The organism is Klebsiella sp. K47 (assembly GCF_051858335.1).
Taxonomy (GTDB): domain Bacteria; phylum Pseudomonadota; class Gammaproteobacteria; order Enterobacterales; family Enterobacteriaceae; genus Klebsiella; species Klebsiella pneumoniae.
On sequence record NZ_JBPYUI010000024.1, the window covers coordinates 1 to 25,425 of the forward strand.

Here is a 25,425-nt window from a genome sequence, read left to right on the forward strand (position 1 = left end):
GTCGCCGCAGAGTTGGCCGCCGACCACCAGCCAGGTGCTGGCGGCCCGCAGCCACCTGCAGCGCAGTCAGGGAGCAACCACCCCAAAAAAGAGTGAACCGGCAGCCGCTTCCCGCGCGCGGCCGGTGAATAACGCTGCGCTGGAGCGACTGAGTTCGATTACCGAGCGCGTCCAGGCTCGTCCGGCCGCGGCCGCGCTGGAGCAGGCCCCGGCGAAGAAAGAGGCCTATCGCTGGAAGGCGACGACGGTGGTGGAAGAGAGCAAAGTCGAAGTCGCCACGCCCAAAGCGCTGAAAAAGGCGCTGGAGCATGAGAAGACGCCGGAGCTGGCGGCCAAGCTCGCCGAAGAAGCGGTCGAGCGCGACAGCTGGGCGGCGGAAGTGAGCCAGCTGGCGGTACCGAAGCTGGTCGAGCAGGTGGCGCTCAACGCGTGGAAAGAGCAGGAGGGCAGCCGCGTCTGTCTGCATCTGCGTCCCAGCCAGCGCCACCTCAATTCCGCCAGCGCGCAGCAAAAGCTGGCTGAAGCGCTGGGGGTGTTGTACGGTACGCCGGTTGAATTGACCATCGTGGAAGACGATAATCCCGCGATGCGTACGCCGCTGGAGTGGCGGCAGGCTATTTATGAAGAGAAGCTCGCGCAGGCGCGCGAAGCCATTATCGCGGATAATAACATTCAGACCCTGCGTCGTTTCTTCGACGCCGATCTGGATGAAGAGAGTATTCGCCCCATTTGAATGCCAGTCTGACTGGCATTCAGTACCTTTAACGATGACTGACTGAGAGAGAAGCCTATGTTTGGTGGAAAAGGCGGCCTGGGTAACCTGATGAAGCAGGCCCAGCAGATGCAAGAAAAAATGCAGAAGATGCAGGAAGAGATCGCTCAGCTGGAAGTAACCGGCGAATCCGGCGCGGGTCTGGTGAAAGTGACCATTAACGGCGCGCACAACTGCCGCCGTGTGGAGATCGACCCAAGCCTGCTGGAAGACGACAAAGAGATGCTCGAAGATCTGGTGGCTGCCGCGTTCAACGACGCCGCGCGCCGTATCGAAGAGACCCAGAAAGAGAAGATGGCTTCCGTTTCTGCCGGTATGCAACTGCCGCCAGGCTTCAAGATGCCGTTCTGATGCAAACCAGCCCGCTGTTAACTCAGCTTATGGAAGCGCTGCGCTGTCTGCCGGGCGTCGGCCCGAAGTCAGCGCAGCGCATGGCGTTTACCCTGCTGCAGCGCGATCGCAGCGGCGGGATGCGCCTGGCGCAGGCGCTGACGCGTGCGATGTCGGAGATCGGCCACTGCGCCGATTGCCGCACCTTCACCGAGCAGGAGGTGTGCAATATCTGCAGCAACCCGCGTCGCCAGGAAAACGGCCAGATCTGTGTGGTAGAGAGTCCGGCGGACATCTATGCCATTGAGCAGACCGGGCAGTATTCCGGCCGCTACTTCGTGCTGATGGGGCACCTGTCGCCGCTCGACGGCATCGGGCCTGATGACATCGGGCTCGATCGCCTGGAGCAACGGCTGGAGGCGGAGTCGATCACCGAGGTGATCCTCGCCACCAACCCGACCGTTGAGGGCGAGGCGACGGCCAACTACATCGCGGAGCTGTGCGCGCAGTATGGCGTCGACGCCAGCCGAATCGCCCACGGCGTGCCGGTGGGCGGCGAGCTGGAGATGGTCGACGGCACCACGCTGTCCCACTCCCTGGCCGGTCGCCACAAGATTACTTTCTGAACAAATGGAGGCGGCCTTTGCCGCCTCCGCTTGAAAAATTTCCCCGCTGTCCCCATCTCCCACTCAACGGTTTTTTACCCATTTAAAATGGCATTGTTGAGGTTGAATCAGATGAAAGGACAAGAAACTCGTGGTTTTCAGTCAGAAGTAAAGCAGCTTCTGCACCTGATGATCCATTCCCTCTATTCCAACAAAGAAATCTTTCTGCGTGAGCTGATTTCCAACGCCTCTGATGCGGCCGATAAGCTGCGTTTCCGCGCGCTGTCGCAGCCGGATTTGTATGAGGGAGACGGCGAGCTGCGCGTGCGGGTTTCGTTTGATAAAGACAACCGCACCCTGACCATCGCCGATAACGGTATCGGTATGAACCGGGAAGAGGTTATCGACCATCTCGGCACCATCGCCAAATCCGGCACCAAAGCGTTCCTCGAATCGATGGGTTCTGACCAGGCTAAGGATAGCCAGCTGATCGGTCAGTTCGGCGTCGGCTTCTATTCGGCCTTCATCGTGGCGGACAAAGTGACCGTGCGTACCCGTGCGGCGGGCGACAAGCCGGAAAACGGCGTGTTCTGGGAATCCGCCGGCGAAGGCGAATATACCGTAGCTGATATCACCAAAGCCGATCGCGGCACCGAAATCACCCTGCATCTGCGCGAAGGCGAAGATGATTTCCTCAACGACTGGCGCGTGCGCTCTATCATCAGCAAGTATTCCGACCATATCGCGCTGCCGGTTGAGATTGAAAAACGGGAAGAGAAAGACGGCGAAACCGTGATTTCGTGGGAAAAAATCAACAAGGCGCAGGCCCTGTGGACCCGCAGCAAATCCGAAGTTAACGACGACGAATACAAAGAGTTTTATAAGCATATCGCTCACGACTACAGCGACCCGCTGACCTGGAGCCACAACCGCGTGGAAGGTAAGCAGGAGTACACCAGCCTGCTGTATATCCCGTCGCAGGCGCCGTGGGATATGTGGAACCGCGATCATAAACACGGCCTGAAGCTGTACGTCCAGCGTGTGTTCATCATGGACGACGCCGAGCAGTTTATGCCGAACTACCTGCGCTTCGTGCGCGGCCTGATCGATTCCAACGATCTGCCGCTGAACGTCTCCCGTGAAATCCTGCAGGACAGCAGCGTGACCCGCAACCTGCGCACCGCGCTGACCAAACGCGCGCTGCAGATGCTGGATAAGCTGGCGAAAGACGACGCTGAAAAATACCAAACCTTCTGGAAACAGTTCGGCCTGGTGCTGAAAGAGGGCCCGGCGGAAGATCCGAGCAACCAGGAAGCGATCGCCAAACTGCTGCGTTTCGCAACCACCCATACCGACTCCTCCGCGCAGACCGTATCGCTGGAAGAGTATGTCTCACGCATGAAAGAAGGTCAGGAGAAGATCTACTACATCACAGCCGACAGCTATGCGGCGGCGAAGAGCAGCCCGCACCTCGAGCTGCTGCGTAAGAAAGGGATCGAAGTGCTGCTGCTCTCCGATCGCATCGACGAGTGGATGATGAGCTACCTGACCGAGTTCGACGGCAAAGCGTTCCAGTCTGTCGCTAAAGCCGACGAGTCGCTGGACAAGCTGGCGGATGAAGTAGACGAGTCCACCAAAGAAGCCGAAAAAGCGCTGGAGCCGTTCGTTGAGCGGGTGAAAAACCTGCTTGGCGACCGGGTGAAAGAGGTGCGTCTGACCCATCGTCTGACCGACACCCCGGCGATTGTCACTACCGACGCCGACGAGATGAGCACGCAGATGGCGAAGCTGTTCGCGGCAGCGGGCCAGGCGGCGCCGGAAGTGAAATACATCTTCGAACTGAACCCGGCGCATCAGCTGGTGAAACGCGCGGCCGATACCCAGGACGACGCGCAGTTCGGCGAATGGGTGGAACTGCTGCTGGATCAGGCGCTGCTGGCCGAGCGCGGCACGCTGGAAGATCCGAACCAGTTTATCCGCCGTATGAACCAGCTGCTGGCTTCCTGACGCGAACCTGAACGAGTAGCCCGGCCGAGCGACGCGACGCCGGGAACGGGATAAATGCCCCGTCTGAGCGATGTGCTCAGGCGGGGCATTTCACATTGGATTGCATAAAATATCTCACCATTAACCGTTTCAGCCGCACCGCCTTCCTTGAGCCATCGCCGTTCTGGTGGTATGGTTTAGCGTTTTTGAAAAATTGAATCGACTTTTGAGGGGATTTTCGTAATGCGTATTATTCTGCTTGGCGCTCCGGGCGCGGGTAAAGGAACTCAGGCTCAGTTCATCATGGAGAAATACGGTATTCCGCAAATCTCCACCGGCGATATGCTGCGCGCGGCGGTAAAATCCGGCTCTGAGCTCGGTAAGCAAGCGAAAGACATTATGGACGCAGGCAAGCTGGTGACCGATGAGCTGGTCATCGCGCTGGTGAAAGAGCGTATCGCCCAGGAAGATTGCCGTAACGGCTTCCTGCTGGACGGCTTCCCGCGGACCATTCCGCAGGCTGACGCCATGAAAGAGGCGGGCATTACCGTTGATTACGTGCTGGAATTCGACGTGCCGGACGAACTGATCGTCGACCGCATCGTTGGCCGTCGCGTCCATGCGGCATCCGGTCGCGTATACCACATCAAATTCAATCCGCCGAAGGTGGAAGGCAAAGACGACGTGACCGGCGAAGAGCTGACCACCCGTAAAGACGATCAGGAAGAGACCGTGCGTAAGCGTCTGGTAGAATACCATCAGATGACAGCGCCGCTGATCGGCTACTACACCAAAGAAGCGCAGGCGGGCAACACCAAATACGCCAAAGTCGACGGCACCAAAGCGGTAGCTGACGTGCGCGCCGAACTGGAAAAAATCCTCGGCTGATAAAGCCTTTTCTCATCCTGCTGCGGCAGGATGAGAACTCCTCTCATTTCTACCTTTTGCTATGATTGGTTCCGTTTAGCGCCATTTCAGCTACAATTGGCTGCGATTCAAATGGTTAAGAGGCGGTAATGCATCAGACGAAAACAGGTATCTTGCTGGCCAATTTAGGCACTCCCGATGCGCCCACCCCCGGGGCGGTGAAGCGCTATCTGCGACAATTCCTCAGCGACAAACGGGTGGTGGATACGTCTCGTCTGCTATGGTGGCCGCTGCTGCGCGGCGTCATACTGCCGATTCGCTCCCCGCGTGTGGCGAAGCTCTATCAGTCCGTGTGGATGGAAGAGGGATCGCCGCTGATGGTGTATAGTCGTCGCCAGCAGCAGGCGCTGGCTGCCAGGCTGCCGGATACCCCGGTGGCGCTGGGCATGAGCTATGGTTCACCGTCACTGGCCAGCGCGGTGGATGACTTACTGGCGCAGGGGGTGGAGCACATCGTGGTGCTGCCGCTGTATCCGCAATATTCCTGCTCGACGGTGGCCGCCGTCTGGGACGAACTGGCGCGGATTCTGGCGAAAAAGCGCGCCATTCCGGGTATCTCGTTTATTCGCGACTATGCCGAACATCCGGACTATATCCATGCGCTGGCGGCCAGCGTGCGCGCTTCCTTCGCTGTCCATGGGGAACCGGATCTGCTGCTGCTCTCCTATCATGGGATCCCGCAGCGCTATGCCAACCAGGGCGATGATTATCCTCAGCGCTGTCGCGATACGACGCGGGAACTGGTTTCCGCGCTGGGGCTGCCGCCGGAGCGGGTGATGATGACTTTCCAGTCGCGCTTTGGCCGGGAACCCTGGCTGACGCCGTACACCGATGAAACGCTAAAGATGCTCGGCGAGAAAGGGACGAAGCATATTCAGGTGCTGTGCCCGGGGTTTGCCGCCGACTGTCTCGAAACGCTGGAAGAAATCGCCGTCCAGAACCGGGAAATATTCCTCGAAGCAGGCGGCAAGCAATATGAATATATTCCGGCGCTTAATGCGGACGCAGCGCATATTGAGATGATGGTCAATCTGACGGCGCCTTATCGCTGATCGCGCGCAGGGCGGGGAATATGCTACTATTTCCCGCTTGTTCCCTGTTATTTAAGCGCCACTATGAAATTTCCCGGTAAACGCAAATCTAAACACTATTTTCCCGTTAACGCCCGCGATCCGCTGCTGCAGCAAATTCAGCCGGAGAATGAATCCAGCGTCTCCTGGGTGGTCGGTATCGACCAGACGCTGGTGGATATCGAAGCGAAAGTGGATGAGGCGTTTATCGTGCGCTACGGCCTGAGCGCGGGCCATTCGCTGGTGATTGAAGATGACGTCGCCGAGGCGCTGTACCAGGAGCTGGTGCGCAACAATCTCATTACCCATCAGTTTGCCGGCGGCACCATCGGCAATACCATGCACAACTACTCGGTGCTGGCGGACGATCGCTCGGTGCTGCTTGGCGTGATGTGCAGCAATATCGAAATCGGCGGCTACGCCTATCGTTACCTGTGCAATACCTCCAGCCGCACCGATCTGAACTATCTGCAGGGCGTCGACGGCGCCATTGGCCGCTGCTTTACCCTGATCGGTGACAGCGGCGAGCGCACCTTCGCCATCAGCCCGGGCCACATGAACAAGCTGCGTCCCGAAAGCATTCCGGAAGCGGTGATCGCCGGCGCCTCGGCGCTGGTGCTGACCTCTTACCTGGTCCGCTGCAAGCCGGGCGAGCCGATGCCGGACGCCACGATGAAGGCTATTGAGTATGCCAAAAAGCACGATGTGCCGGTGGTGTTAACCCTCGGAACCAAATACGTGATTGCCGATAACCCGGCGTGGTGGCAGGAGTTCCTGCAGGAGCATGTCTCTATTCTGGCAATGAACGAAGAGGAAGGGGAAGCGCTGACCGGCTTTGCCGATCCGCTGTCAGCGGCGAATAAGGCGCTGGACTGGGTCGACCTGGTGCTGTGCACCGCCGGCCCGGCGGGCCTGTATATGGCGGGCTTCACCGAAGAAGAGGCGAAGCGGAAAACCCAGCATCCGCTGCTGCCGGGGGCGATCCCGGAGTTTAACCAGTTTGAATTCAGCCGCGCGATGCGTCACCAGGATTGCGTTAATCCGCTGCGCATATATTCCCATATCGCTCCCTATATGGGCGGCCCCGAGAAGATCATGAACACCAACGGCGCAGGCGACGGCGCGCTGGCGGCGCTGCTGCATGACATCACCGCCAATAACTACCACCGCAATAACGTCCCCAACTCCAGCAAGCACAAATGCAAATGGCTGACCTACTCCTCGCTGGCGCAGGTGTGTAAATATGCCAACCGCGTGAGCTATCAGGTGCTGAACCAGCACTCGCCGCGTTTAACTCGCGGCCTGCCGGAGCGTGAGGACAGCCTGGAAGAGGCGTACTGGGATCGGTAAGCGCGTCCCTCTCCCGGCGGGGAGAGGGCAGTACATCAGCCGGTGACCACTTCGCCGGCCGGTGGCGTTTCCAGAAGCCGCAGCATGGCGCGGGCAATTTCCCGTTCGCCCATCACCACCTGATTGGCTCCGCGATCGATAATGTAGTCCACTTCGTCATCATAATGGGCGCGGGCGATAATCTCGATATTCGGACATTTTTCCCGTGCGGAAGCGACAATCTCTCCGGCCTCGTAGCCGTTAGGGATTGTCAGCAGCAGCCAGCGGGCGCAATCGAGATGCGCCAGCTCCATGATCTCTTCATTGGCGGCATTGCCGAGCACCGCGCTGATCCCGCGCTCGCGTAGCTCATCCACGCGGGTGCGCGAGGTTTCAACCACCACCAGCGGGATCCCCTGGGCCATCAGCTTCTCGCCCAGCAGGCTGCCGACGCGGCCGAAGCCGACCAACAGCGCGTGGTTGCAGATATCGACCGGCACCTGCTTCTCGTCTTCCAGGACCTCTTCCAGCGTCTGCTCGTCGAGGGTTTCGGTTTTATCGAGATATTTTTCCAGCAGGGTAAACAGCACCGGGTTGAGCATAATTGAGATGATCGCCCCGGCCAGCACCAGATTTTGTCCGGCCTGCGGCAGCAGGTTAAGCGCCATTCCCAGGCCGGCGAGAATAAAGGCAAACTCGCCAATCTGCGCCAGGCTGGCGGCGATGGTCAGCGCGGTGCGCGGCGAGTGACCAAACATCCGCACAAGGAAAAAGGCGGCTGCGGATTTACCAAAGATAATAATCGCCAGCGTCGCCAGCACCGCCAGCGGCTGTTGGACCAGCACCATCGGGTCAAACAGCATGCCGACGGAGACGAAGAACAGCACCGCGAAGGCGTCGCGCAGCGGCAGGGTGTCATGGGCGGCGCGGTGGCTGAGCTCGGATTCGTTAAGCACCATGCCGGCAAAGAAGGCGCCGAGGGCAAAAGAGACATCAAACAGCTCCACGGCGCCGAAGGCGATGCCCAGCGCCAGGGCCAGCACCGACAGAGTGAACAGCTCGCGTGAGCCGGTGGCGGCGCTGCGCGACATGATCCACGGCACCAGCCGGCGGCCGACCAGCATCATAATGGCGATAAAGGCCACCACTTTGCCAATGGTGATCCCGAGGTCGAGGGCCAGGGACGCGAAGCCGACGTTGCCTTTCTCCGCCATACCGGCAATCGCCGGCAGCAGGACCAGCGTCAGGACCATCACCAGGTCTTCCACAATCAGCCAGCCGATGGCGATTTGCCCGCGCTGGCTGTCAATCAGTTGTCGTTCCTCCAGCGCGCGCAGCAGCACTACGGTACTGGCGGTGGAGAGGCACAGGCCAAAGACGATGCCGGTCATCAGCGACCAGCCGAGGGCGGCGGAGAGCGCCATACCCAGCAGCGTCGCCACGGCTATCTGGGCGATAGCCCCGGGGATGGCGATCGATTTTACCGCCATCAGGTCTTTAAGTGAGAAATGCAGCCCGACGCCGAACATCAGCAGAATGACGCCAAGTTCCGCCAGTTCCGGAGCCAGTTTGGTGTCAGCAACAAAGCCAGGGGTGAAAGGTCCGGCCAGCACGCCCGCTAAGAGATATCCCACCAGAGGAGAAATACGTAGCTTATTGGCAATCATGCCGAGAATAAAGGCGAGCACGAGGCCGCCGACAATGGTGGTGATAAGCGGTGTTGCGTGGTGCATTCCGTCTCCTTTCCAGTGGTGTATCGGTCCATTTTGCTACCCTGTCCGGGTAATAGTTTATGACAAAAACGTTCACTTTGTTTATGAATAATTCTTGAATTGTGCAAAAAAATGGAATTAACCGGCCAAAAGGCACAGAAGGGAAAATGGCGGGGGGAAATCGTGGAACAGGCTGATGACACAAGGGTTAACGGCGGCCAGGGTTGCACTTTGGCCGCCGATTAATCAGGCTTTTTGCCGGTTATCAGGAAGGAATATCGTCAGGAATCCCAGCAGCGGCAGGAAGGCGCAGATTTTATAAACCAGATCGATGCTGGTATGGTCCGCCAGCAGGCCTAACACCGCGGCGCCAAGGCCGCCCATGCCAAAGGCGAAGCCGAAAAACAGGCCAGAAACCATGCCGATGCGTCCCGGCAGCAGTTCCTGCGCATAGACCAGAATAGCGGAAAAGGCCGAGGCGAGGATAAAACCAATGATCACCGTTAAAATCCCCGTCCATTCAAGGCTGGCGTAGGGTAAAACAAGGGTGAAAGGCGCTACGCCGAGGATAGAACCCCAAATCACATATTTACGCCCAATTTTATCGCCAACAGGCCCGCCAATTACCGTCCCGGCAGCCACTGCGAACAGGAAGGCAAACAGATGAAGCTGGGCGTTTTGCACCGTTAAGCCGAATTTATGCATCAGATAAAAGGTGTAATAGCTGCTAATGCTCGCCATATAGAAATATTTCGAGAAAATCAGCACCAGCAGAATGCCTACCGCCAGAATAACCTTCTTGCGCGGCAGCGGATTAACGATGGCCGGTTTCGGTTTGCCCTTATTCATTCGATGCTGCGCGGCATACCAGCGGCTGATTTGCGACAGCACGACAATAGCCAACAGAGCGGCCAGCACGAACCAGGCGACGTTGCCTTTGCCGTACGGGGCGATGATCACCGCCGCCAGCAATGGGCCAAGCGAGCTGCCGAAGTTGCCGCCCACCTGGAACAGCGACTGGGCCAGGCCGTGACGGCCGCCGGAGGCCATTCGCGCTACGCGGGACGATTCCGGATGGAAAACCGAGGATCCGGTACCCACCAGCGCGGCGGCCAGCAGCACCATGCCGAAGCTACCGGCCAGCGCGAGGAGAATCAAACCGCAGAGGGTGAAGCACATGCCCACCGGCAGCGACCACGGCATCGAGCGTTTATCGGTGATGTAGCCAATCACCGGCTGGAATAGCGATGAGGTGAGCTGGAAGGTCAGGGTGATCATGCCGATCTGCACGAAGGTAAGGGAGAACTCCGCCTGCAGCAGCGGGTAGATAGCGAGAATAAGCGACTGGATCATATCGTTAAGCAAATGGGACAGGCTGATCGCGCCTAAGATGCCAAACGAGGTGCGTGCTTTTTGCGGCGGCGCAGCGGGGCCGGACAAGGGTTGAGCGGTCTGATTGATTGCCATAGGTTCACGTCACTTTTTTATATAGCTTTCGTCTTTTGTCCGCCATGGCGACTGCCCTGATTTTCCCGGCTACTGCATGGGAAATATGACGAACGGGCTGACGCAATGCCATACAACGCGAAGGCGTATAGAGGATGCAGGTAGAATTATTATCCGACTAACATACCTGCTGATAAGGTTTGAAGGAAGTCGCAATTCTGAAAACATATTTGTCAACGCGACTAACTCGCTATACTTTCGGCACTTGGGATTAAGTCAGGGAGTGAAGCATGCATTATTTCAAACACAGCGTAGCGCTGGCGTTATTCGCCGCTTTATCGCTGGGCAGCCTGTCGGCACAGGCCTATGAGCAGGATAAAACCTATAAAATTACCATCCTGCACACCAACGATCACCACGGCCATTTCTGGCGCAATGACTACGGCGAATATGGCCTGGCGGCGCAGAAAACGCTGGTCGATGGCATCCGGAAAGAGGTGGCGGCGGAAGGGGGAAGCGTCCTGCTGTTATCCGGCGGCGATATTAATACCGGCGTACCGGAGTCTGATTTACAGGATGCAGAGCCCGATTTTCGCGGCATGAACCTCATCGGCTACGACGCGATGGCGGTGGGAAACCATGAATTCGATAATCCGCTGAGCGTACTGCGCCAGCAGGAAAAGTGGGCTAAGTTCCCGTTCCTGTCGGCCAATATTTATCAGAAAAGCACCGGCGAACGGCTGTTCAAACCCTGGGCGTTGTTTAAGCGCGGTGGGCTGAAAATCGCGGTGATTGGCTTAACCACCGACGATACGGCCAAGATTGGCAATCCGGAATATTTCACCGATATTGAATTCCGCAAACCGGCGGAAGAGGCGAAGCTGGTTATCCAGGAGCTGCAGCAGAATGAAAAGCCGGACGTGATCCTGGCCACCACCCATATGGGCCATTACGACAATGGCAACCACGGCTCTAATGCGCCGGGCGATGTTGAAATGGCGCGGAGTTTACCTGCGGGATCGCTGGCGATGATCGTCGGCGGTCACTCGCAGGATCCGGTATGCATGGCGGCGGAAAATAAAAAGCAGGTCGATTATGTGCCAGGCACCCCGTGCGCTCCGGATCGTCAGAACGGCATCTGGATCGTCCAGGCGCATGAGTGGGGCAAATACGTCGGCCGCGCCGATTTTGAGTTCCGCAACGGCGAGATGAAGCTGGTGCACTATCAGCTGATCCCGGTCAACCTGAAGAAAAAAGTGACTTACGATAACGGCCAAAGCGAGCGGGTGCTGTATACGCCGCAGATCGCCGAGAACCCGCAGATGATGTCGCTGCTGACGCCGTTCCAGAACAAAGGCAAGGCGCAGCTGCAGGTCAAAATCGGCAGCGTGAATGGTCATCTGGAGGGCGACCGCAGTAAAGTGCGCTTTGTGCAGACCAATATGGGCCACCTGCTGCTGGCGGCGCAAATGGCGCGCAGCAACGCGGATTTCGCGGTGATGAGCGGCGGCGGGATCCGCGACTCCATTGAGGCGGGGGATATCACCTACAAAGATGTGATGAAGGTCCAGCCGTTCGGCAATGTGCTGACCTATGTCGATATGAGCGGCAAGGAGGTAGTGGATTACCTGACCGCCGTCGCGCAGATGAAGCCGGATTCCGGCGCTTATCCGCAGTTTGCCAACGTCAGTTTCGTGGCCAAAGACGGTAAGCTGAACGATCTGAAAATCAAAGGCGAACCGGTGGATCCGGCGAAGACCTATCGGATGGCGACGCTGAGCTTTAACGCCACCGGCGGCGATGGCTATCCGAACATCGCCGATAAACCCGGGTATGTGAATACCGGCTTTATCGATGCCGAAGTGCTGAAAGAGTATATCGAGAAGAACTCGCCGCTGGATGCCGCCGCCTATGAGCCGAAAGGCGAGGTGAGCTGGCAGTAAGCCTGGGCTTCAGGTTGGCTATTTCCCCGGTGGCGCTACGCTTACCGGGGCTACAAGTTGGGTATCCCGGATAAGGCGCGTGCGCCGCTATCCGGGATCGTTTTATCAATCGCGGCGGGCGATATCGGCGAACTTCGCATCGAGAAGCTGCGCCAGATCGCTGGCCGCCAGCTCAATATCCAGCCCGCGTTTGCCGCCGGAAATATAGATGGTGGCAAATTCCTGCGCCGGGGCGTCAATCACCGTCGGCAGGCGCTTCTTCTGCCCCAGCGGACTGATGCCGCCCACCAGATAGCCGGTGATACGCTGCGCCACCATCGGGTCGGCCATGTCGACTTTCTTAGCGCCCAGCGCTTTCGCCACTTTCTTCAAATCCAGCTGCCCGGCGACCGGAGTGACGGCCACCGCCAGATGCTTCATATCGCCGTTCACGGCGACCAGCAAGGTCTTGTAAACCTGGTCGGCATTGAGGCCGAGCTTGCGCACCACTTCATCTCCGAAGTTGGTCTCATTGGGATCGTGATCGTAACTGTGGATCTGAAAGGAAATTTTGTTTTTTTCGAGTAATTTAACGGCGGGAGTCATAGCTATCCTTCTTACCAACCGGTTTTGCGTGACGTCAGAATACGCCCGCAGGTTGTCTAAAAAATAGTACCATCTTGCGCAATAGTGTTGGCAGTGATGGTCACTTTGAGCGACAATCAGACGATCCGGGATGCAAATCCCGGGATAATAATAATGATGAAATTCCTCTTTGACGGGCCAATAGCAATATTGGCCATTTTTTTTATGTCAGCATATCCGGCAGATTCCCTTCGCCATACAGGTGCAGCGCGCCGACGGCAACCACGTAGCGCCCCGGCGGCAAGGCCAGCAGCGTCTCGCGCCAGGCGAGGTTGCGCTGGTGCATCAGCACATCATATAAAGACTGGCTAAAGGTCGTCGGCAGCGATACCGCGCCCCGCGACGGCGGTTGCTCCAGCCACCAGCCGATCATGACCTGCAGTAAACGGGCGTTGGTGCGCCAGTGGGTTAGCGTATCCTCCAGCAGCGCCATCCCCCCGTCGGGCAGATCGCGCAGCAGCGCGATTTGGCTGTCGGCGCCTTCCAGCTCCATCACCGCTATGTTGCTCTCGCGGGCGGCCATCAGCAACTGATAATCGATGCCGTAATCCGGTCGCAGCCCCAGCTTCTGCGCCTGGGTGGCCTGCAGGACCATCGCCACCTGCCACAGCGGCTGGCTGTCGAACAGCCCGACCGACAGGCCCAGCTCGCCGGCTCGCGCCTCTAGCTCGCTCAGCTGCGCATCGCTCAGGCGTTCCGCCAGCGGTGGGTAAGTGGGGAGATTGCTAAACGGGGTTTCATTGCCGCTGATATCGGCCTCGACGATTAACGCATCGGCCTGGCGTATTTTTTTCAGAAGCTTTGCCGGCGGCGGCGCCATGTCGCGGGTGCCCATATGGATACTGCCGACGAGGTGCAAATAGCGTTCGCCGGGCAGGACGATATCCATCGCAGGCCAGGAATAAGACGAGCCGACGGCGGCTCGCCACAGCATTTTTATCCGGTTTAACAGGCCCATACGCGCTCCGAAGTGTGAGGACTTCATGCTAGCGCATATGGTGATACACGTCACCCTTCCGGCGGGCTTTTCTTGTCCCGGCAAAAAAACGGGCGCCGAACAACGTCGGCGCCCGTTTCATCTGACGGCGTTTACTCTTTTGGTTTAAAGCGCAGCAGGCGGTTGGCGTTACTCACCACGGTGATCGACGACAGCGCCATCGCCGCGCCGGCGACCACCGGGTTGAGCAGGGTGCCGGTCAGCGGCCAGAGGATCCCGGCGGCAATCGGGATACCCAGCGAGTTGTAGACAAACGCGCCCAGCAGGTTCTGCTTCATATTGCGTAACGTTGCTTTCGAAATCGCCAGTGCATCGGCCACGCCGTGAAGACTATGGCGCATCAGGGTGATCGCCGCGGTTTCAATAGCGACATCGCTGCCGCCGCCCATGGCGATCCCGACATCCGCCTGGGCCAGCGCCGGGGCGTCGTTAATCCCATCGCCAACCATCGCCACTTTGTGCCCCTGGCTCTGCAGACGCTTAATGGCATCGGCTTTACCGTCCGGCAGCACGCCGGCGATCACTTCATCAATGCCGGCTTCTTTGGCGATAGCCTTCGCGGTGGTGGGGTTATCCCCGGTAAGCATCACCAGCCGGTAGCCCTGCCGATGCAAACGCGCCAGGGCGTCGACGCTGTCTTCGCGCAGCGGGTCGCGGATGGCGAACAGCGCGGCGGCCTGACCATCCACCGCCAGCAGCACCGGTGTGGCGCCGCGTGAGGCCTGGGCTGTCATCTCGCTTTCCACCTCGGCGGTATTGATATGCTGCTCGTTGAGCAGCGCCTGGTTACCGAGCAGCAGACGATGACCTTCCGCCTCGCCGCTGACGCCAAGGCCGCGCAGGGTGCGGAAGCCGCTGACTTCCGGCAATGGGCCGTCGGCAGCTTTATCAAGGATCGCTCGCGCCAGCGGATGGCTTGAGCCCTGCTCCAGCGCGGCGGCAAGACGCAGCGCGGTATGCTCATCAACGCCAGCGAAAGTTTTCACCGCCACCACCTGCGGCTTGCCTTCGGTCAGGGTGCCGGTTTTATCGAAAACCAGGGTGTCGAGTTCACTGGCGCGCTGCAGCGCATCGGCATCGCGCACCAGCACGCCGTACTCCGCCGCCCGGCCAACGCCGGAGATAATCGACATCGGCGTCGCCAGGCCTAAGGCGCACGGACAGGCGATAATCAGTACTGTGGTGGCAATGACCAGGGTATAGACGATCTGCGGCGCCGGGCCGAAGAAGTACCAGATCGCAGCGCTGATCAGCGCAATGACGACCACCGCCGGAACAAATACGGCGGAGATTTTATCCGCCAGCTGGCCGATCTCCGGTTTGCTGCTCTGCGCCTGGCGCACCATGCGGATAATTCTTGCCAGCGTGGTCTGGCTGCCGACGGCGCTGGCGGTAAACAGCACGCTGCCATCCTGCACCACGGTCCCGGCGTGAATGGCGTCGCCATCGCCTTTTTGCTGCGGCACCGGTTCGCCGGTGAGCATCGCTTCATCAAACCAGGCTTCGCCCTGGCTTATCATGCCGTCGACCGGGACGCGGTCGCCGGTAGTCAGGCGCAGCGTCATGCCGGCCTGAACTTCCGCGAGCGGCAGATCTTTCTCGCCCTCGGGCGTGACGACCCGCGCCGAAGGCGGCGTCAGGTCGAGCAGTTTTTCCAGAGCTTTCGAGGAGCGCTGACGCGCGCGGGCCTCCAGCATATGGCCGAGGTTAATCAGGCCGATAATCATCGCGCTGGCTTCGTAATAGAGATGGCGGGCTTCCATCGGGAACCACTGCGGCCACAGGTTGACGCTCATCGAGTACAGCCAGGCGACGCCGGTGCCGAGCGCCACCAGCGTATCCATGGTGGCGGTGCCGTTTTTCAGGCTTTTCCACGCGCTGCGGTAGAAGTGGTCGCCGGCGAAGACCATGACGGCGAGGGTGACAAGGCCGATAACCAGCCACAGCGAACGGTTGTCGTCGCTGACCATCATGTTATCGCCGATCATGCCCCAGACCATCACCGGCACGCCGACCAGCAGGGCGACAATCGCCTGCCAGCGAAAACGTTTCATCGTCGCGAGGGCGGTTTCCTGTTGGCGTTCGCGGCGTTGCAGATCGTCTTCGATCGCCTCCGCGCCATAGCCGGCTTTCTCCACCGCCTGCACTAATTCTGCGGCGGACGCACTGCCCATCACTAGCGCCGTGCGTTCCGCCAGGTTAACCCGCGCCTGTGAGACGCCCGGCACCGCGGCAAGCGCGTTTTGTACCCGGGAGACGCAGCTGGCGCAGCTCATGCCGTTGATCAGCAGCTGTTGACTGTCATCTTCGTCATGGGCTGCCGGAAGCTCAGGAGTGGCCGCTGTCAGTGCTTCCGACGGGATTGATGATTCTGCCAGCGGTTTAGCCTTTGGGTGGCTGAGCTCCGCGCCGTATCCGGCTTGTTTAACGGTATCAATCAGCGCTTGCGCGCTGGCGCTGCCCGTCACATGGGCTTCAGTGAGGGTTACTTCCGCTTGCTCAACGTCAGGACGCTGCTCCAGACTCTCTTTCACGCGTTTGACGCAGTGGCCGCAGGAGAGGCCATCCAGCGTCAGGTCGATAGTGTTAGACATAAATAACTCCTGAATAATTTTCCGGTCAACGATTGACCAGACCCACTCTTTCATCGAGTATTAAGAAGGTTAAACCTTCCAGCAAGGGGAAGGTCAAGGAGAAAAAATGAATATCAGCGATGTGGCGAAAAAAACCGGCTTAACCAGCAAAGCGATTCGTTTTTATGAAGAGAAGGGGCTGGTGACGCCGCCGTTGCGGAGCGAAAACGGCTACCGCACCTATAGCCAGCAGCATCTCGATGAACTGACGCTGCTGCGCCAGGCGCGGCAGGTGGGGTTTAACCTGGAAGAGTGCCGCGAGCTGGTGGCACTGTTCAACGACCCGTCGCGGCACAGCGCCGATGTGAAAAAACGCACGCTGGAGAAAGTGGCGGATATCGAGAACCATATCCGCGAGCTGCAAAATATGCGCGCGCACCTGCTGGCGCTGGCCGAATCCTGCCCCGGCGACGACAGCGCGGAGTGCCCGATTATCGATAATCTTTCCGGCTGCTGCCATCGCAAGGCGCAGGCTTAACGGACGGCGGGTCTGATTCGTAGCGTAATCCCTTCTACGGCAATCACTTCAACCTTGCTGCCCGCCGCGAAGTCTTCATCGGCAATCACCGGCCAGGAGCTGTCGCCCACGCGGACGTGGCCGCGGCCGTTCACCAGCGGGGCATCCAGCGTCAGGCGGCGGCCCACCAGTTGCTGCCCGCGCTGGTTGAGCTGGGCATCGGCCGGGCGCTGCGTTTTGACGCGCTTGCGCAGCCATTTCGACCACAGCCACGCCGCCAGCAGGGTGAGAACGGCAAACAGCGTGCCTTGCCATTCCCAGCTCAGCGGCAGGAGCCAGGTCAGGGCGCCGGTCACCACGCCGGCGACGCCGCTCCACAGCAGGTATCCGCTGCCGCCCAGCATCTCGGCCGCCAGCAGCAACCCGCCGAGGCTTAGCCAGAACAGATGGGGGTGTGCGAGGATCATGCCGATCATGATTTTTTCCGATCGCCAGCGCCTTCTTTGATCAGCTCGCTGATCCCGGCGATCGATCCCATCAGGCTGCTGGCATCCAGCGGCATCAATACCACTTTGCTGTTGTTAGCGGCGCCAATCTGCTGCAGCGCATCGGTGTATTTCTGCGCCACGAAGTAGTTGATCGCCTGAATATCGCCTGAGGCGATCGCCGAGGAGACCATTTGGGTGGCGCGGGCTTCCGCTTCGGCGGACCGTTCGCGAGCCTCCGCCTGCAGGAACGCGGACTGCCGTTCGCCCTCGGCCTTGAGGATCTGCGACTGCTTTTCCCCTTCCGCTTTCAGAATTTCCGCCTGTCGCACCCCTTCGGCCTCAAGGATGTACGCGCGTTTGGTACGTTCGGCTTTCATCTGGGCGTTCATCGAGGCGATAAGCTCCGTCGGCGGGCGAACGTCGCGAATTTCGACGCGGGTGATTTTCACCCCCCACGGGTTGGTGGCGTCGTCAACGATATGCAGCAGGCGGGTGTTAATGCTGTCGCGCTGGGAGAGCATTTCGTCCAGCTCCATTGAGCCGAGCACGGTACGGATGTTGGTCATCGTCAGGTTGACGATCGCCTGCTCAAGATTGCTGACCTCGTAGGCGGCCTTTGGCGCGTCGATCACCTGAATAAAGCAGACCGCGTCGATGGTGACGTTGGCGTTATCCCGGGAGATAACCTCCTGCGAGGGGATATCGAGCACCTGCTCCATCATGTTCACTTTGCGGCCGATACGGTCCATAAACGGCACGACTAAGCTTAATCCCGGCTGCAGCGTCTGGGTAAAACGCCCGAAGCGCTCCACCGTCCACTGGTAGCCCTGCGGGACAATTTTCACCGCCGCGGCCACAATAACCAGCGCGACGAAAATAAGGATAGGAATAAAAATTAGCATCAAAAACCTCCTGTCTTGTTGCCTGGCGGGGCGCTACAAGGAAATAGCGCATGTTTAAACTGAGTATATCTTTCTCCTCATCCTGGAGAAAGGAAAGTGCGGTAAACTAGCGGTGTTTCAGAAAATAATCAGGAAGACTCATGAAGGAAAATAACGCGCTTTTGCGTCTCGACGGTGTGGGGTTTAAGACCGACGACGCCGTTATTTTACACAATATCAATTTTCAGCTTCGCGCCGGAGAATTCAAGTTGATTACCGGCCCTTCCGGCTGCGGGAAAAGTACCTTGCTGAAGATTATCGCCTCGCTGCTCAGCCCAACCTCCGGGCGCCTGTTCTTCGACGATGCGGATGTCGCGACGCTGTCGCCGGAAAGGTATCGCCAACAGGTCTCTTACTGCGCGCAGACGCCGGCCCTGTTCGGTGATTCGGTTTACGATAATCTGATTTTTCCGTGGCAGATCCGCAATAAACAACCGGATCCGCAGGCGCTGCTGGCCGACCTTCAGCGCTTTGGCCTTGACGAAAATATGCTGGAAAAATCCATTAACGAACTCTCCGGCGGGGAAAAGCAGCGCGTATCGCTGATCCGCAATCTACAATTTCTGCCGCGCGTGCTGCTGCTGGACGAAATTACCAGCGCGCTGGATGAAAGTAATAAACAGAATGTGAATGAAATTATTCATGGCTACGCAACGGAAAAACAGGTCGCTGTTCTGTGGGTCACCCACGATCGCAATGAAATTTCGCATGCCGATGAAGTGATTACGCTGCAACCTGCCGGCGGAAATATGCAGGAGGTACAGCATGAACGGGCATAACATTACGAACGAATCGCTGGCGCTGTCGATGGTGCTGGTGCTGATCGCTATTCTGGTCAGCTATCGGGAAAAGCTGGCGCTGGAAAAAGATATTATCTGGAGTATTTGCCGGGCGATCGTGCAGCTGATAATCGTCGGCTATGTGCTGAAATATATCTTTAACGTCAATCATGCGGTTCTGACGCTGTTGATGGTGCTGTTTATCTGCTTTAACGCGGCGTGGAATGCGAAGAAGCGCAGTAAATATATCGACAAAGCTTTTATCTCGTCGTTTATCGCCATCACTACTGGCGCTGGACTAACGCTGGCGGTACTGGTGTTTTCTGGCTCGATCGCCTTCGTGCCGATGCAGGTGATCCCGATTGCCGGGATGGTGGCCGGGAACGCCATGGTGGCGGTGGGGCTGTGCTACAACAATATGGGCCAGCGCTTCAGCAGCGAGCAGCAGCAGATTCAGGAGAAACTGAGCCTCGGCGCGACGCCGAAGATGGCCTCAGCGCGGCTGATTCGCGAGAGTATTCGCGCGTCATTGATTCCCACCGTCGATTCGGCGAAAACGGTCGGTCTGGTGAGCTTGCCTGGGATGATGTCGGGGCTGATTTTTGCCGGTATTGACCCGGTGAAGGCGATTAAGTACCAGATCATGGTGACCTTTATGCTGCTGTCGACCGCCAGCCTGTCGACGATTATCGCCGGCTATCTGACCTACCGGAAGTTCTTCAACGCCCGCCATCAGCTGGTGGTGACGCAGCTGAAAAAGCGCCCGTGAACGATCCCGGGTTGCGGCGTTCACGCCTTACCCGGGCTACTTAGGCTACGTTCCGCATAGTTCGCGTAGCCCGGATAAGCGCAGCGCTATCCGGGGAAGGCAACGGATTAGTACAGCAGCGAATAGAGCTGACGACGATATTTGGCGGCCAGCGCATCGCCGGTACCGAGGGCGGCGAGAATCTCCTGCAGCATCTTGCGCGCCTGGCCATCGCCGGCGCCTAAATCTTTCTGCAGATGGCTGAACAGCAGGGCCAGCGCTTCTTCATTACGCCCGACCTGATGCAGCTGCAGCGCCAGCTGGGAGGCCAACTGCGCATCCTCCGGATTCTGTTCCACCTGCTGCTGCAGCTGCTGGATTTCCGGGGTGTCGGCGGCCTGTTTGAGCAGCTCAATCTGCGCCACCAGACCCTGATAGTGGGTATCCTGATCCTGCAGAGGAATGGTTTTCAGCACGCTTTCCGCTTCATCGGAACGGTGCAGAGCAATCAGCGTTTCCGCCAGCAGCAGGCCAATCTGGCTTTCCTGATTCGACAGCTGCCAGGCTTCCTTCAGCAGCGGCAGGGCATCGGCGTATTTTTCTTCCTGCATCAGGGCCAGCGCCTGCTGAGCTTTCAGCTCCTCTTCACGGGGCAGGACTTTATCCAGCAGGGCGCGGATCGCTTCTTCCGGCTGCGGGCCTTCAAAACCATCCACCGGCTGGCCGTTCTGGAACAGATAAACCGTAGGGATGGCGCGCAGACCAAACTGTGAAGCGAGCATCTGCTCGGCGTCGCAATCGACCTTCGCCAGCGTGAACTGGCCGTTGTATTGGGCTGCCAGGCGCTCGAGCACCGGGGTCAGCTGTTCGCAGTGCTGGCTGCGGGCAGACCAGAAATAAAACAGCACCGGAACGTTCATGGACTGCTGTAGCGTCTGCTGCAGGTTCGCTTCGCTAATGTTGACAATATTCTGTTCGGACATGGGCATTTCTCGTTAGTCGATTTCTGTTTTACATGGGGGCGGCATTCCGCGCTTCAACTCAGCCGTGGATAATTTTGTCCATCGCGCGGGCAGGCAGCAGGCGCTTAAGCAGCGCCACCGCGTGGGTGACCAGGGTGACCGGATAGCGCAGCTTTGGTTTATCGCTGGTAAAAGCATGGCGCACTTTTTCCACCACCGCCTCCGGCCCGAGGGTAAAGCGGGCGGCGATACCCGGATTTTCTACGGGCTTATCGCTTTGCGTCTGGTTGACGTTATCGGTAAAGCGGGTGCGGATCGGGCCCGGTTCAATCAGGCTGACCTGAATACCGCTGTGGCGCAGCTCCATGCGCAGCGCGTCGGACCACGCCTCGAGGGCATATTTACTGGCGGCATAGGCTCCGCGGCCGGGACTGGCGATAAGCCCCATCACCGAGGAGGTCATCACGATGCGCCCTTCGCCGTGCGGCGTCATCGCCGGCAGTAGCAGCATGGTGAGCTGATGCGCGCCGAAAAAGTTAGCGGAAAATTGCTGTTCCATCTGCTGGCGGCTGATGGTGTTCAGCGGGCCATAGACGCCATACCCGGCGTTATTGAACAGGCCGTAGAGACGATTATCGGTCAGCGCAATCACCTCCGCTGCCGCGCGCTCCACGCTCTGCGGGTCATCCAGATCGAGCAAAATACCGGTTAGCCCCAGATCCTGCATCCGCGCGACATCCTCTGCTTTGCGGCAGGCCGCCAGCACGCGAAAGCCCTGGCGGGTTAAATCCAGCGCGCTTTCCAGACCAATTCCGCTGGAACAGCCTGTCACTAAAACCGTTTTTTGCATAACTTTACCTGTCAGCGACCCCTGGCGTTCAGGAGTCATGATTAACTAAGGGAGCCAGCCGCTTCGCCATCCAGTCGGCGATAAACGGCTGCGCGTCGCGATTTGGATGAATGCCGTCGTCCTGCATCCATTGCGGCTTGAGATAGACCTCCTCCATAAAAAAGGGCAGGAGAGGAATAGCGAACTCTTTGGCCAGGGCCGGGTAAATCGCGCCGAAGGCTTCATTATAGCGGCGGCCATAGTTCGCCGGCAGGTGAATTTGCATCAGCAGCGGCTCGGCGTTGGCCGCTTTGATATCTTTAATAATGGTGCGCAGCGTCTGCTCGGTCTGCTGCGGCGGAAAACCGCGCAGTCCGTCATTGCCGCCGAGCTCAACCAGCACCCAGCGCGGCTGGTGCTGCTTAAGCAGCGCTGGCAGGCGAGCCAACCCCTGCTGCGAGGTATCGCCGCTGATGCTGGCGTTCACCACCGGCGTTTTCGCCTGCCACTGCTCATTGAGCAGCGCCGGCCAGGCGGCGTTGGCCGCCATCCGATAGCCAGCGCTCAGGCTGTCGCCGAGGATCAGCAGCGTGTCCGCCGCCATCGCGCGGCAGGTAAACAGGAACAACAACAGGAAAGGCACATGCCAGCGGAAAACATACTTGAAGTTCATCATCTTAAGAAGTCCGTCGGTCAGGGGGAGCATCAGCTCTCCATCCTTACCGGAGTTGAGCTGGTTGTCAAACCGCGGCAGACCATCGCCCTGATCGGCGAGTCGGGTTCCGGTAAATCGACCCTGCTGGCGATCCTCGCCGGCCTCGACGATGGCAGCAGCGGGGAAGTATCGATGCTGGGCAAACCGCTGCACCGGATGGATGAAGAGGCGCGGGCGGCGCTGCGGGCGCAGCACGTTGGTTTTGTTTTTCAGTCGTTTATGCTGATCCCGACGCTCAACGCCCTGGAGAACGTCGAGCTGCCGGCGCTGCTGCGCGGCGCCAGCGATAGCCAGAGCCGGGGCGATGCCCGCGCGCTGCTTGAGCAGCTGGGACTTGGCAAACGCCTGCACCACCTGCCGGCGCAGCTCTCCGGCGGCGAACAGCAGCGGGTGGCGCTGGCCCGGGCCTTTAACGGGCGCCCGGCCATTCTGTTCGCCGATGAGCCCACCGGCAACCTCGATCGCCAGACCGGGGACAAAATTGCCGATCTGCTGTTCTCGCTTAATCGCGAACACGGCACCACCCTGATCCTCGTCACTCACGATCCGCTGCTGGCGGCGCGCTGCGATCGCCGTCTGCGCCTGGTGGATGGCCAGCTGCGGGAGGAAGCATGATCGCCCGCTGGTTCTGGCGCGAATGGCGCTCGCCGTCGCTGCTGATCGTCTGGCTGGCGTTAAGCCTCGCCGTGGCCTGCGTGCTGGCCCTGGGGTCGATAAGCGATCGGATGGAGAAAGGCCTTAGCCAGCAAAGCCGTGAGTTTATGGCCGGCGACCGTACGCTGCGCAGTTCGCGCGAGGTACCCGCCGAGTGGATCGCACAGGCGCGGAAGTCAGGGCTGACCGTCGGCGAGCAGCTGAGCTTTGCCACCATGACGTTCGCCGGTGATACGCCGCAGCTGGCGGACGTTAAGGCGGTGGACGACCGCTATCCGCTGTATGGCACCCTCGAGACGCAGCCGCCGGGGCTGAAGCCGCAGGCGGGGAGCGTGCTGCTGGCGCCAAGGCTGATGGCGCTCCTGAACCTGAAAACCGGCGATACGATTGACGTTGGCGATGCCACGCTGCGCATTGCCGGGGAGGTGATTCAGGAGCCGGATGCAGGGTTTAACCCCTTCCAGATGGCGCCGCGGCTGATGATGAATATGGACGACGTGGCAAAAACCGGGGCCGTGCAGCCCGGCAGTCGCGTCGCATGGCGCTATAAGTTCGCCGGCGACGCTGAACAGCTGGCCAATTATGAGCAGTGGCTGCTGCCGAAGCTCGGCCCGGAACATCGCTGGATTGGCCTTGACCAGGACGACAGCGCGCTGGGCAAATCTCTTGAGCGCTCGCAGCAATTCCTGCTGTTATCCGCGCTGTTGACGCTGCTGCTGGCCGTCGCCGCAGTGGCGGTAGCGATGAGCCACTACTGCCGCAGCCGCTATGATCTGGTCGCCATACTCAAGACGCTGGGCGCCGGACGGTCGCAGCTGCGCAAGCTTATCGTCGGCCAATGGCTGCTGCTGTTGACGCTGTCGGTGATAACCGGCGGGGGGGCGGGCCTGGCGCTGGAGCGTCTGCTGCTGCTGGTGCTCAAACCGGTGTTGCCCGCCGCGCTACCCGCTGCCAGCGGTTGGCCGTGGCTGTGGGCTATCGGGGCGACAGGTGTCATTTCCCTGCTGGTGGGCCTGCGACCCTATCGACTGCTGCTGGCGACCCTGCCGCTGCGAGTGCTGCGTCAGGATGTGGTGGCTAACGTCTGGCCGTTGAAAATCTGGATCCCGGCGGTTAGCGTCGTGGTGGTGGGCCTGTTGGCCTGGCTGCTGGGCGGCAGCCCGCTGCTGTGGTCGGTGCTGGCCGGGGCGGTGGTGCTGGCGCTGCTGTGCGGCCTGGTGGGCTGGGGATTGCTGTGGCTGCTCAAACGCCTGACGCTCAAAGCCTTGCCGCTGCGTCTGGCGGTGAACCGCCTGCTGCGCCAGCCGTGGTCGACCCTCAGCCAGCTGGCGGCGTTTTCCCTGTCATTTATGCTGCTGGCGCTCCTGTTGGTGCTGCGCGGCGATCTGCTTGACCGCTGGCAGCAGCAGTTGCCCCCGCAGAGCCCGAACTACTTTCTGATCAATATCGCCCCTGAGCAGATAGTGCCGGTGAAGACCTTCCTCGCCGAACACCAGACGCGGGCGGCGGAATTCTATCCGATCGTCCGGGCCCGTCTGACGCAGATCAACGGTCAATCCACGGACGGGAACAAAGACGAAGCGCTGAATCGCGAGCTTAATCTCACCTGGAGCGAACAGCGTCCGGATCATAATCCGCTGGTGGCCGGCAGCTGGCCGCCGAAGCCGGGCGAGGTATCGATTGAGGAGGGGCTGGCGCAGCGGCTGGGGATAAAGATCGGCGATACGGTGACCTTTACCGGCGATACCCAGGAGTTCAGCGCGAAGGTCAGCAGCGTGCGCAAAGTAGACTGGGAGAGCCTGCGGCCAAACTTCTTCTTTATTTTCCCCGCCGGGGCGCTGGACGGGCAGCCGCAGAGCTGGCTCACCAGCTTCCGCTGGGATAACGGCCCCGCGATGTTGACCCAGCTGAACCGCGAGTTTCCCACCGTCAGTCTGCTGGATATCGGCGCCATCCTGCGTCAGGTCGGCCAGGTGCTCTTCCAGGTCAGCCGGGCGCTGGAGGTGATGGTGGGCCTGGTGACGGCCTGCGGCGTGCTGCTGTTGCTGGCGCAGGTGCAGGTCGGTATGCGTCAACGCCATCAGGAGCTGGTGGTCTGGCGTACGCTGGGGGCAGGAAAATCGCTGCTGCGCGCTACGCTGTGGGCGGAGTTTGCCCTGCTGGGGCTGGTTTCCGGCCTGGTGGCGGCGATAGGCGCGGAAGTGGCGCTGGCGATGCTGCAGACGAAAGTCTTTGATTTTCCCTGGGCGCCAGACTGGCGCCTGTGGGTGTTGCTGCCGCTGACGGGAGCGGTGTTGTTATCCCTGTGCGGCGGCGGGCTGGGGCTGCGTCTGTTAAAAGGAAAAGCGCTATTCCGCCAGTTTAGCCAGTAAGAATATTGCATTTTGATGATGCGCCGCCGTTTTTGGCGGCGCTTTTATTTTAAACGCACAAATTGATAACTCATTGATTTTTAAGAGCACAAAACATTAAAAACCC

Annotated in this window: 24 protein-coding genes and 1 other annotated feature; of the genes, 13 read left to right on the plus strand and 11 right to left on the minus strand. The window is 59.4% G+C overall.

What is annotated here, in order from left to right:
* The 7 genes from RRF55_RS20520 to RRF55_RS20550 all read left to right on the plus strand — a co-directional run.
* Positions 1-733, plus strand: a 733-nt coding sequence (locus tag RRF55_RS20520) for a DNA polymerase III subunit gamma/tau C-terminal domain-containing protein (protein ID WP_439419163.1), incomplete at its 5' end; no start/stop codon positions are given.
* Positions 66-130: a sequence feature (DnaX frameshifting element), on the plus strand. It overlaps the preceding gene by 65 nt.
* 57 nt (positions 734-790) lie before the next feature.
* The gene (locus RRF55_RS20525) at positions 791-1,123 is read left to right on the plus strand and encodes a YbaB/EbfC family nucleoid-associated protein (RefSeq protein ID WP_002892173.1); all 333 of its coding nucleotides are present in this window, start codon (positions 791-793) and stop codon (positions 1,121-1,123) included.
* A complete protein-coding gene (recR, locus tag RRF55_RS20530) occupies positions 1,123-1,728 on the plus strand; it encodes a recombination mediator RecR (RefSeq protein ID WP_002892177.1) in 606 nt (201 codons plus the stop codon). The genes RRF55_RS20525 and recR overlap by 1 nt, the downstream gene beginning before the upstream one ends.
* A 111-nt stretch (positions 1,729-1,839) precedes the next feature.
* Positions 1,840-3,714 carry a molecular chaperone HtpG gene (gene htpG, locus RRF55_RS20535; protein WP_004177228.1) on the plus strand — a complete coding sequence of 625 codons (1,875 nt, stop codon included), beginning with the start codon at positions 1,840-1,842 and terminating at the stop codon, positions 3,712-3,714.
* 222 nt (positions 3,715-3,936) lie between these two features.
* The gene (adk, locus tag RRF55_RS20540; RefSeq protein ID WP_002892184.1) at positions 3,937-4,581 is read left to right on the plus strand and encodes an adenylate kinase; all 645 of its coding nucleotides are present in this window, start codon (positions 3,937-3,939) and stop codon (positions 4,579-4,581) included.
* A 128-nt stretch (positions 4,582-4,709) separates the two neighbouring features.
* Entirely contained in the window at positions 4,710-5,672 is a 963-nt protein-coding gene (gene hemH, locus RRF55_RS20545) for a ferrochelatase (protein WP_002892189.1), read from the plus strand.
* Between the two features lie 63 nt (positions 5,673-5,735).
* Entirely contained in the window at positions 5,736-7,040 is a 1,305-nt protein-coding gene (locus tag RRF55_RS20550) for an inosine/guanosine kinase (RefSeq protein WP_002892192.1), read from the plus strand.
* A 35-nt stretch (positions 7,041-7,075) separates the two neighbouring features.
* On the opposite strand, the gene ybaL is transcribed toward RRF55_RS20550, so the two are convergent.
* Both ybaL and RRF55_RS20560 read right to left on the minus strand, forming a co-directional pair.
* Positions 7,076-8,752 (minus strand): YbaL family putative K(+) efflux transporter, encoded by a 1,677-nt coding sequence (gene ybaL / locus RRF55_RS20555; protein ID WP_002892195.1) that lies wholly within the window; start codon positions 8,750-8,752, stop codon positions 7,076-7,078.
* 225 nt (positions 8,753-8,977) lie between these two features.
* Positions 8,978-10,198 carry an MFS transporter gene (locus tag RRF55_RS20560; protein WP_040217364.1) on the minus strand — a complete coding sequence of 407 codons (1,221 nt, stop codon included), beginning with the start codon at positions 10,196-10,198 and terminating at the stop codon, positions 8,978-8,980.
* Between the two features lie 269 nt (positions 10,199-10,467).
* Here RRF55_RS20560 and ushA point away from each other — a divergent pair, with 269 nt between their 5' ends.
* The gene (gene ushA, locus RRF55_RS20565) at positions 10,468-12,120 is read left to right on the plus strand and encodes a bifunctional UDP-sugar hydrolase/5'-nucleotidase UshA (protein WP_004191627.1); all 1,653 of its coding nucleotides are present in this window, start codon (positions 10,468-10,470) and stop codon (positions 12,118-12,120) included.
* A gap of 105 nt (positions 12,121-12,225) precedes the next feature.
* On the opposite strand, the gene ybaK is transcribed toward ushA, so the two are convergent.
* The 3 genes from ybaK to copA form a co-directional block, all read right to left on the minus strand.
* A complete protein-coding gene (gene ybaK / locus RRF55_RS20570; RefSeq protein ID WP_002892205.1) occupies positions 12,226-12,705 on the minus strand; it encodes a Cys-tRNA(Pro)/Cys-tRNA(Cys) deacylase YbaK in 480 nt (159 codons plus the stop codon).
* 202 nt (positions 12,706-12,907) lie between these two features.
* On the minus strand, positions 12,908-13,702 hold the full coding sequence (locus RRF55_RS20575) for a TraB/GumN family protein (RefSeq protein WP_004151327.1): 795 nt from the start codon (positions 13,700-13,702) through the stop codon (positions 12,908-12,910).
* Between the two features lie 131 nt (positions 13,703-13,833).
* Entirely contained in the window at positions 13,834-16,335 is a 2,502-nt protein-coding gene (gene copA / locus RRF55_RS20580; RefSeq protein WP_032421659.1) for a copper-exporting P-type ATPase CopA, read from the minus strand.
* Positions 16,336-16,441: 106 nt separating this feature from the next.
* Here copA and cueR point away from each other — a divergent pair, with 106 nt between their 5' ends.
* Positions 16,442-16,852, plus strand: a complete 411-nt coding sequence (gene cueR, locus RRF55_RS20585; protein WP_002892208.1) for a Cu(I)-responsive transcriptional regulator — start codon at positions 16,442-16,444, stop codon at positions 16,850-16,852.
* Here cueR and RRF55_RS20590 read toward each other — a convergent pair.
* Positions 16,849-17,307 (minus strand): NfeD family protein, encoded by a 459-nt coding sequence (locus tag RRF55_RS20590; RefSeq protein ID WP_004142979.1) that lies wholly within the window; start codon positions 17,305-17,307, stop codon positions 16,849-16,851. The two genes, cueR and RRF55_RS20590, sit on opposite strands and share 4 nt — an antisense overlap.
* Positions 17,304-18,221, minus strand: a complete 918-nt coding sequence (locus RRF55_RS20595) for an SPFH domain-containing protein (protein WP_032421072.1) — start codon at positions 18,219-18,221, stop codon at positions 17,304-17,306. The genes RRF55_RS20590 and RRF55_RS20595 overlap by 4 nt, the downstream gene beginning before the upstream one ends.
* Positions 18,222-18,361: 140 nt before the next feature.
* Here RRF55_RS20595 and fetA point away from each other — a divergent pair, with 140 nt between their 5' ends.
* Positions 18,362-19,039 (plus strand): iron efflux ABC transporter ATP-binding subunit FetA, encoded by a 678-nt coding sequence (gene fetA, locus RRF55_RS20600; protein WP_004177224.1) that lies wholly within the window; start codon positions 18,362-18,364, stop codon positions 19,037-19,039.
* Positions 19,026-19,808 carry an iron efflux ABC transporter permease subunit FetB gene (fetB, locus tag RRF55_RS20605; protein ID WP_004177223.1) on the plus strand — a complete coding sequence of 261 codons (783 nt, stop codon included), beginning with the start codon at positions 19,026-19,028 and terminating at the stop codon, positions 19,806-19,808. Before fetA ends, fetB begins: the two co-directional genes overlap by 14 nt.
* Before the next feature lie 107 nt (positions 19,809-19,915).
* Here the strand turns inward: fetB and RRF55_RS20610 are convergent, their stop codons facing one another.
* Genes RRF55_RS20610 through tesA form a run of 3 tightly spaced genes read right to left on the minus strand, consistent with a single transcriptional unit; the run spans position 19,916 to position 22,251 of the window.
* Entirely contained in the window at positions 19,916-20,770 is an 855-nt protein-coding gene (locus tag RRF55_RS20610; RefSeq protein ID WP_002892263.1) for a co-chaperone YbbN, read from the minus strand.
* Positions 20,771-20,828: 58 nt separating this feature from the next.
* Positions 20,829-21,638 (minus strand): SDR family oxidoreductase, encoded by an 810-nt coding sequence (locus RRF55_RS20615; protein WP_004191621.1) that lies wholly within the window; start codon positions 21,636-21,638, stop codon positions 20,829-20,831.
* Positions 21,628-22,251 (minus strand): multifunctional acyl-CoA thioesterase I/protease I/lysophospholipase L1, encoded by a 624-nt coding sequence (gene tesA, locus RRF55_RS20620; protein WP_004196998.1) that lies wholly within the window; start codon positions 22,249-22,251, stop codon positions 21,628-21,630. The genes RRF55_RS20615 and tesA overlap by 11 nt, the downstream gene beginning before the upstream one ends.
* On the opposite strand from tesA, the gene ybbA reads away from it, so the two are divergent.
* Positions 22,222-22,908, plus strand: coding sequence for a putative ABC transporter ATP-binding protein YbbA (ybbA, locus tag RRF55_RS20625; protein ID WP_004146399.1), 687 nt, complete (start codon positions 22,222-22,224; stop codon positions 22,906-22,908). The two genes, tesA and ybbA, sit on opposite strands and share 30 nt — an antisense overlap.
* A complete protein-coding gene (ybbP, locus tag RRF55_RS20630; RefSeq protein WP_439419164.1) occupies positions 22,905-25,319 on the plus strand; it encodes a putative ABC transporter permease subunit YbbP in 2,415 nt (804 codons plus the stop codon). The genes ybbA and ybbP overlap by 4 nt, the downstream gene beginning before the upstream one ends.
* Here ybbP and RRF55_RS20635 read toward each other — a convergent pair.
* A complete protein-coding gene (locus RRF55_RS20635) occupies positions 25,296-25,409 on the minus strand; it encodes a hypothetical protein (protein ID WP_032428564.1) in 114 nt (37 codons plus the stop codon). The genes ybbP and RRF55_RS20635 overlap by 24 nt on opposite strands.
* Between the last annotated feature and the right edge of the window lie 16 nt (positions 25,410-25,425).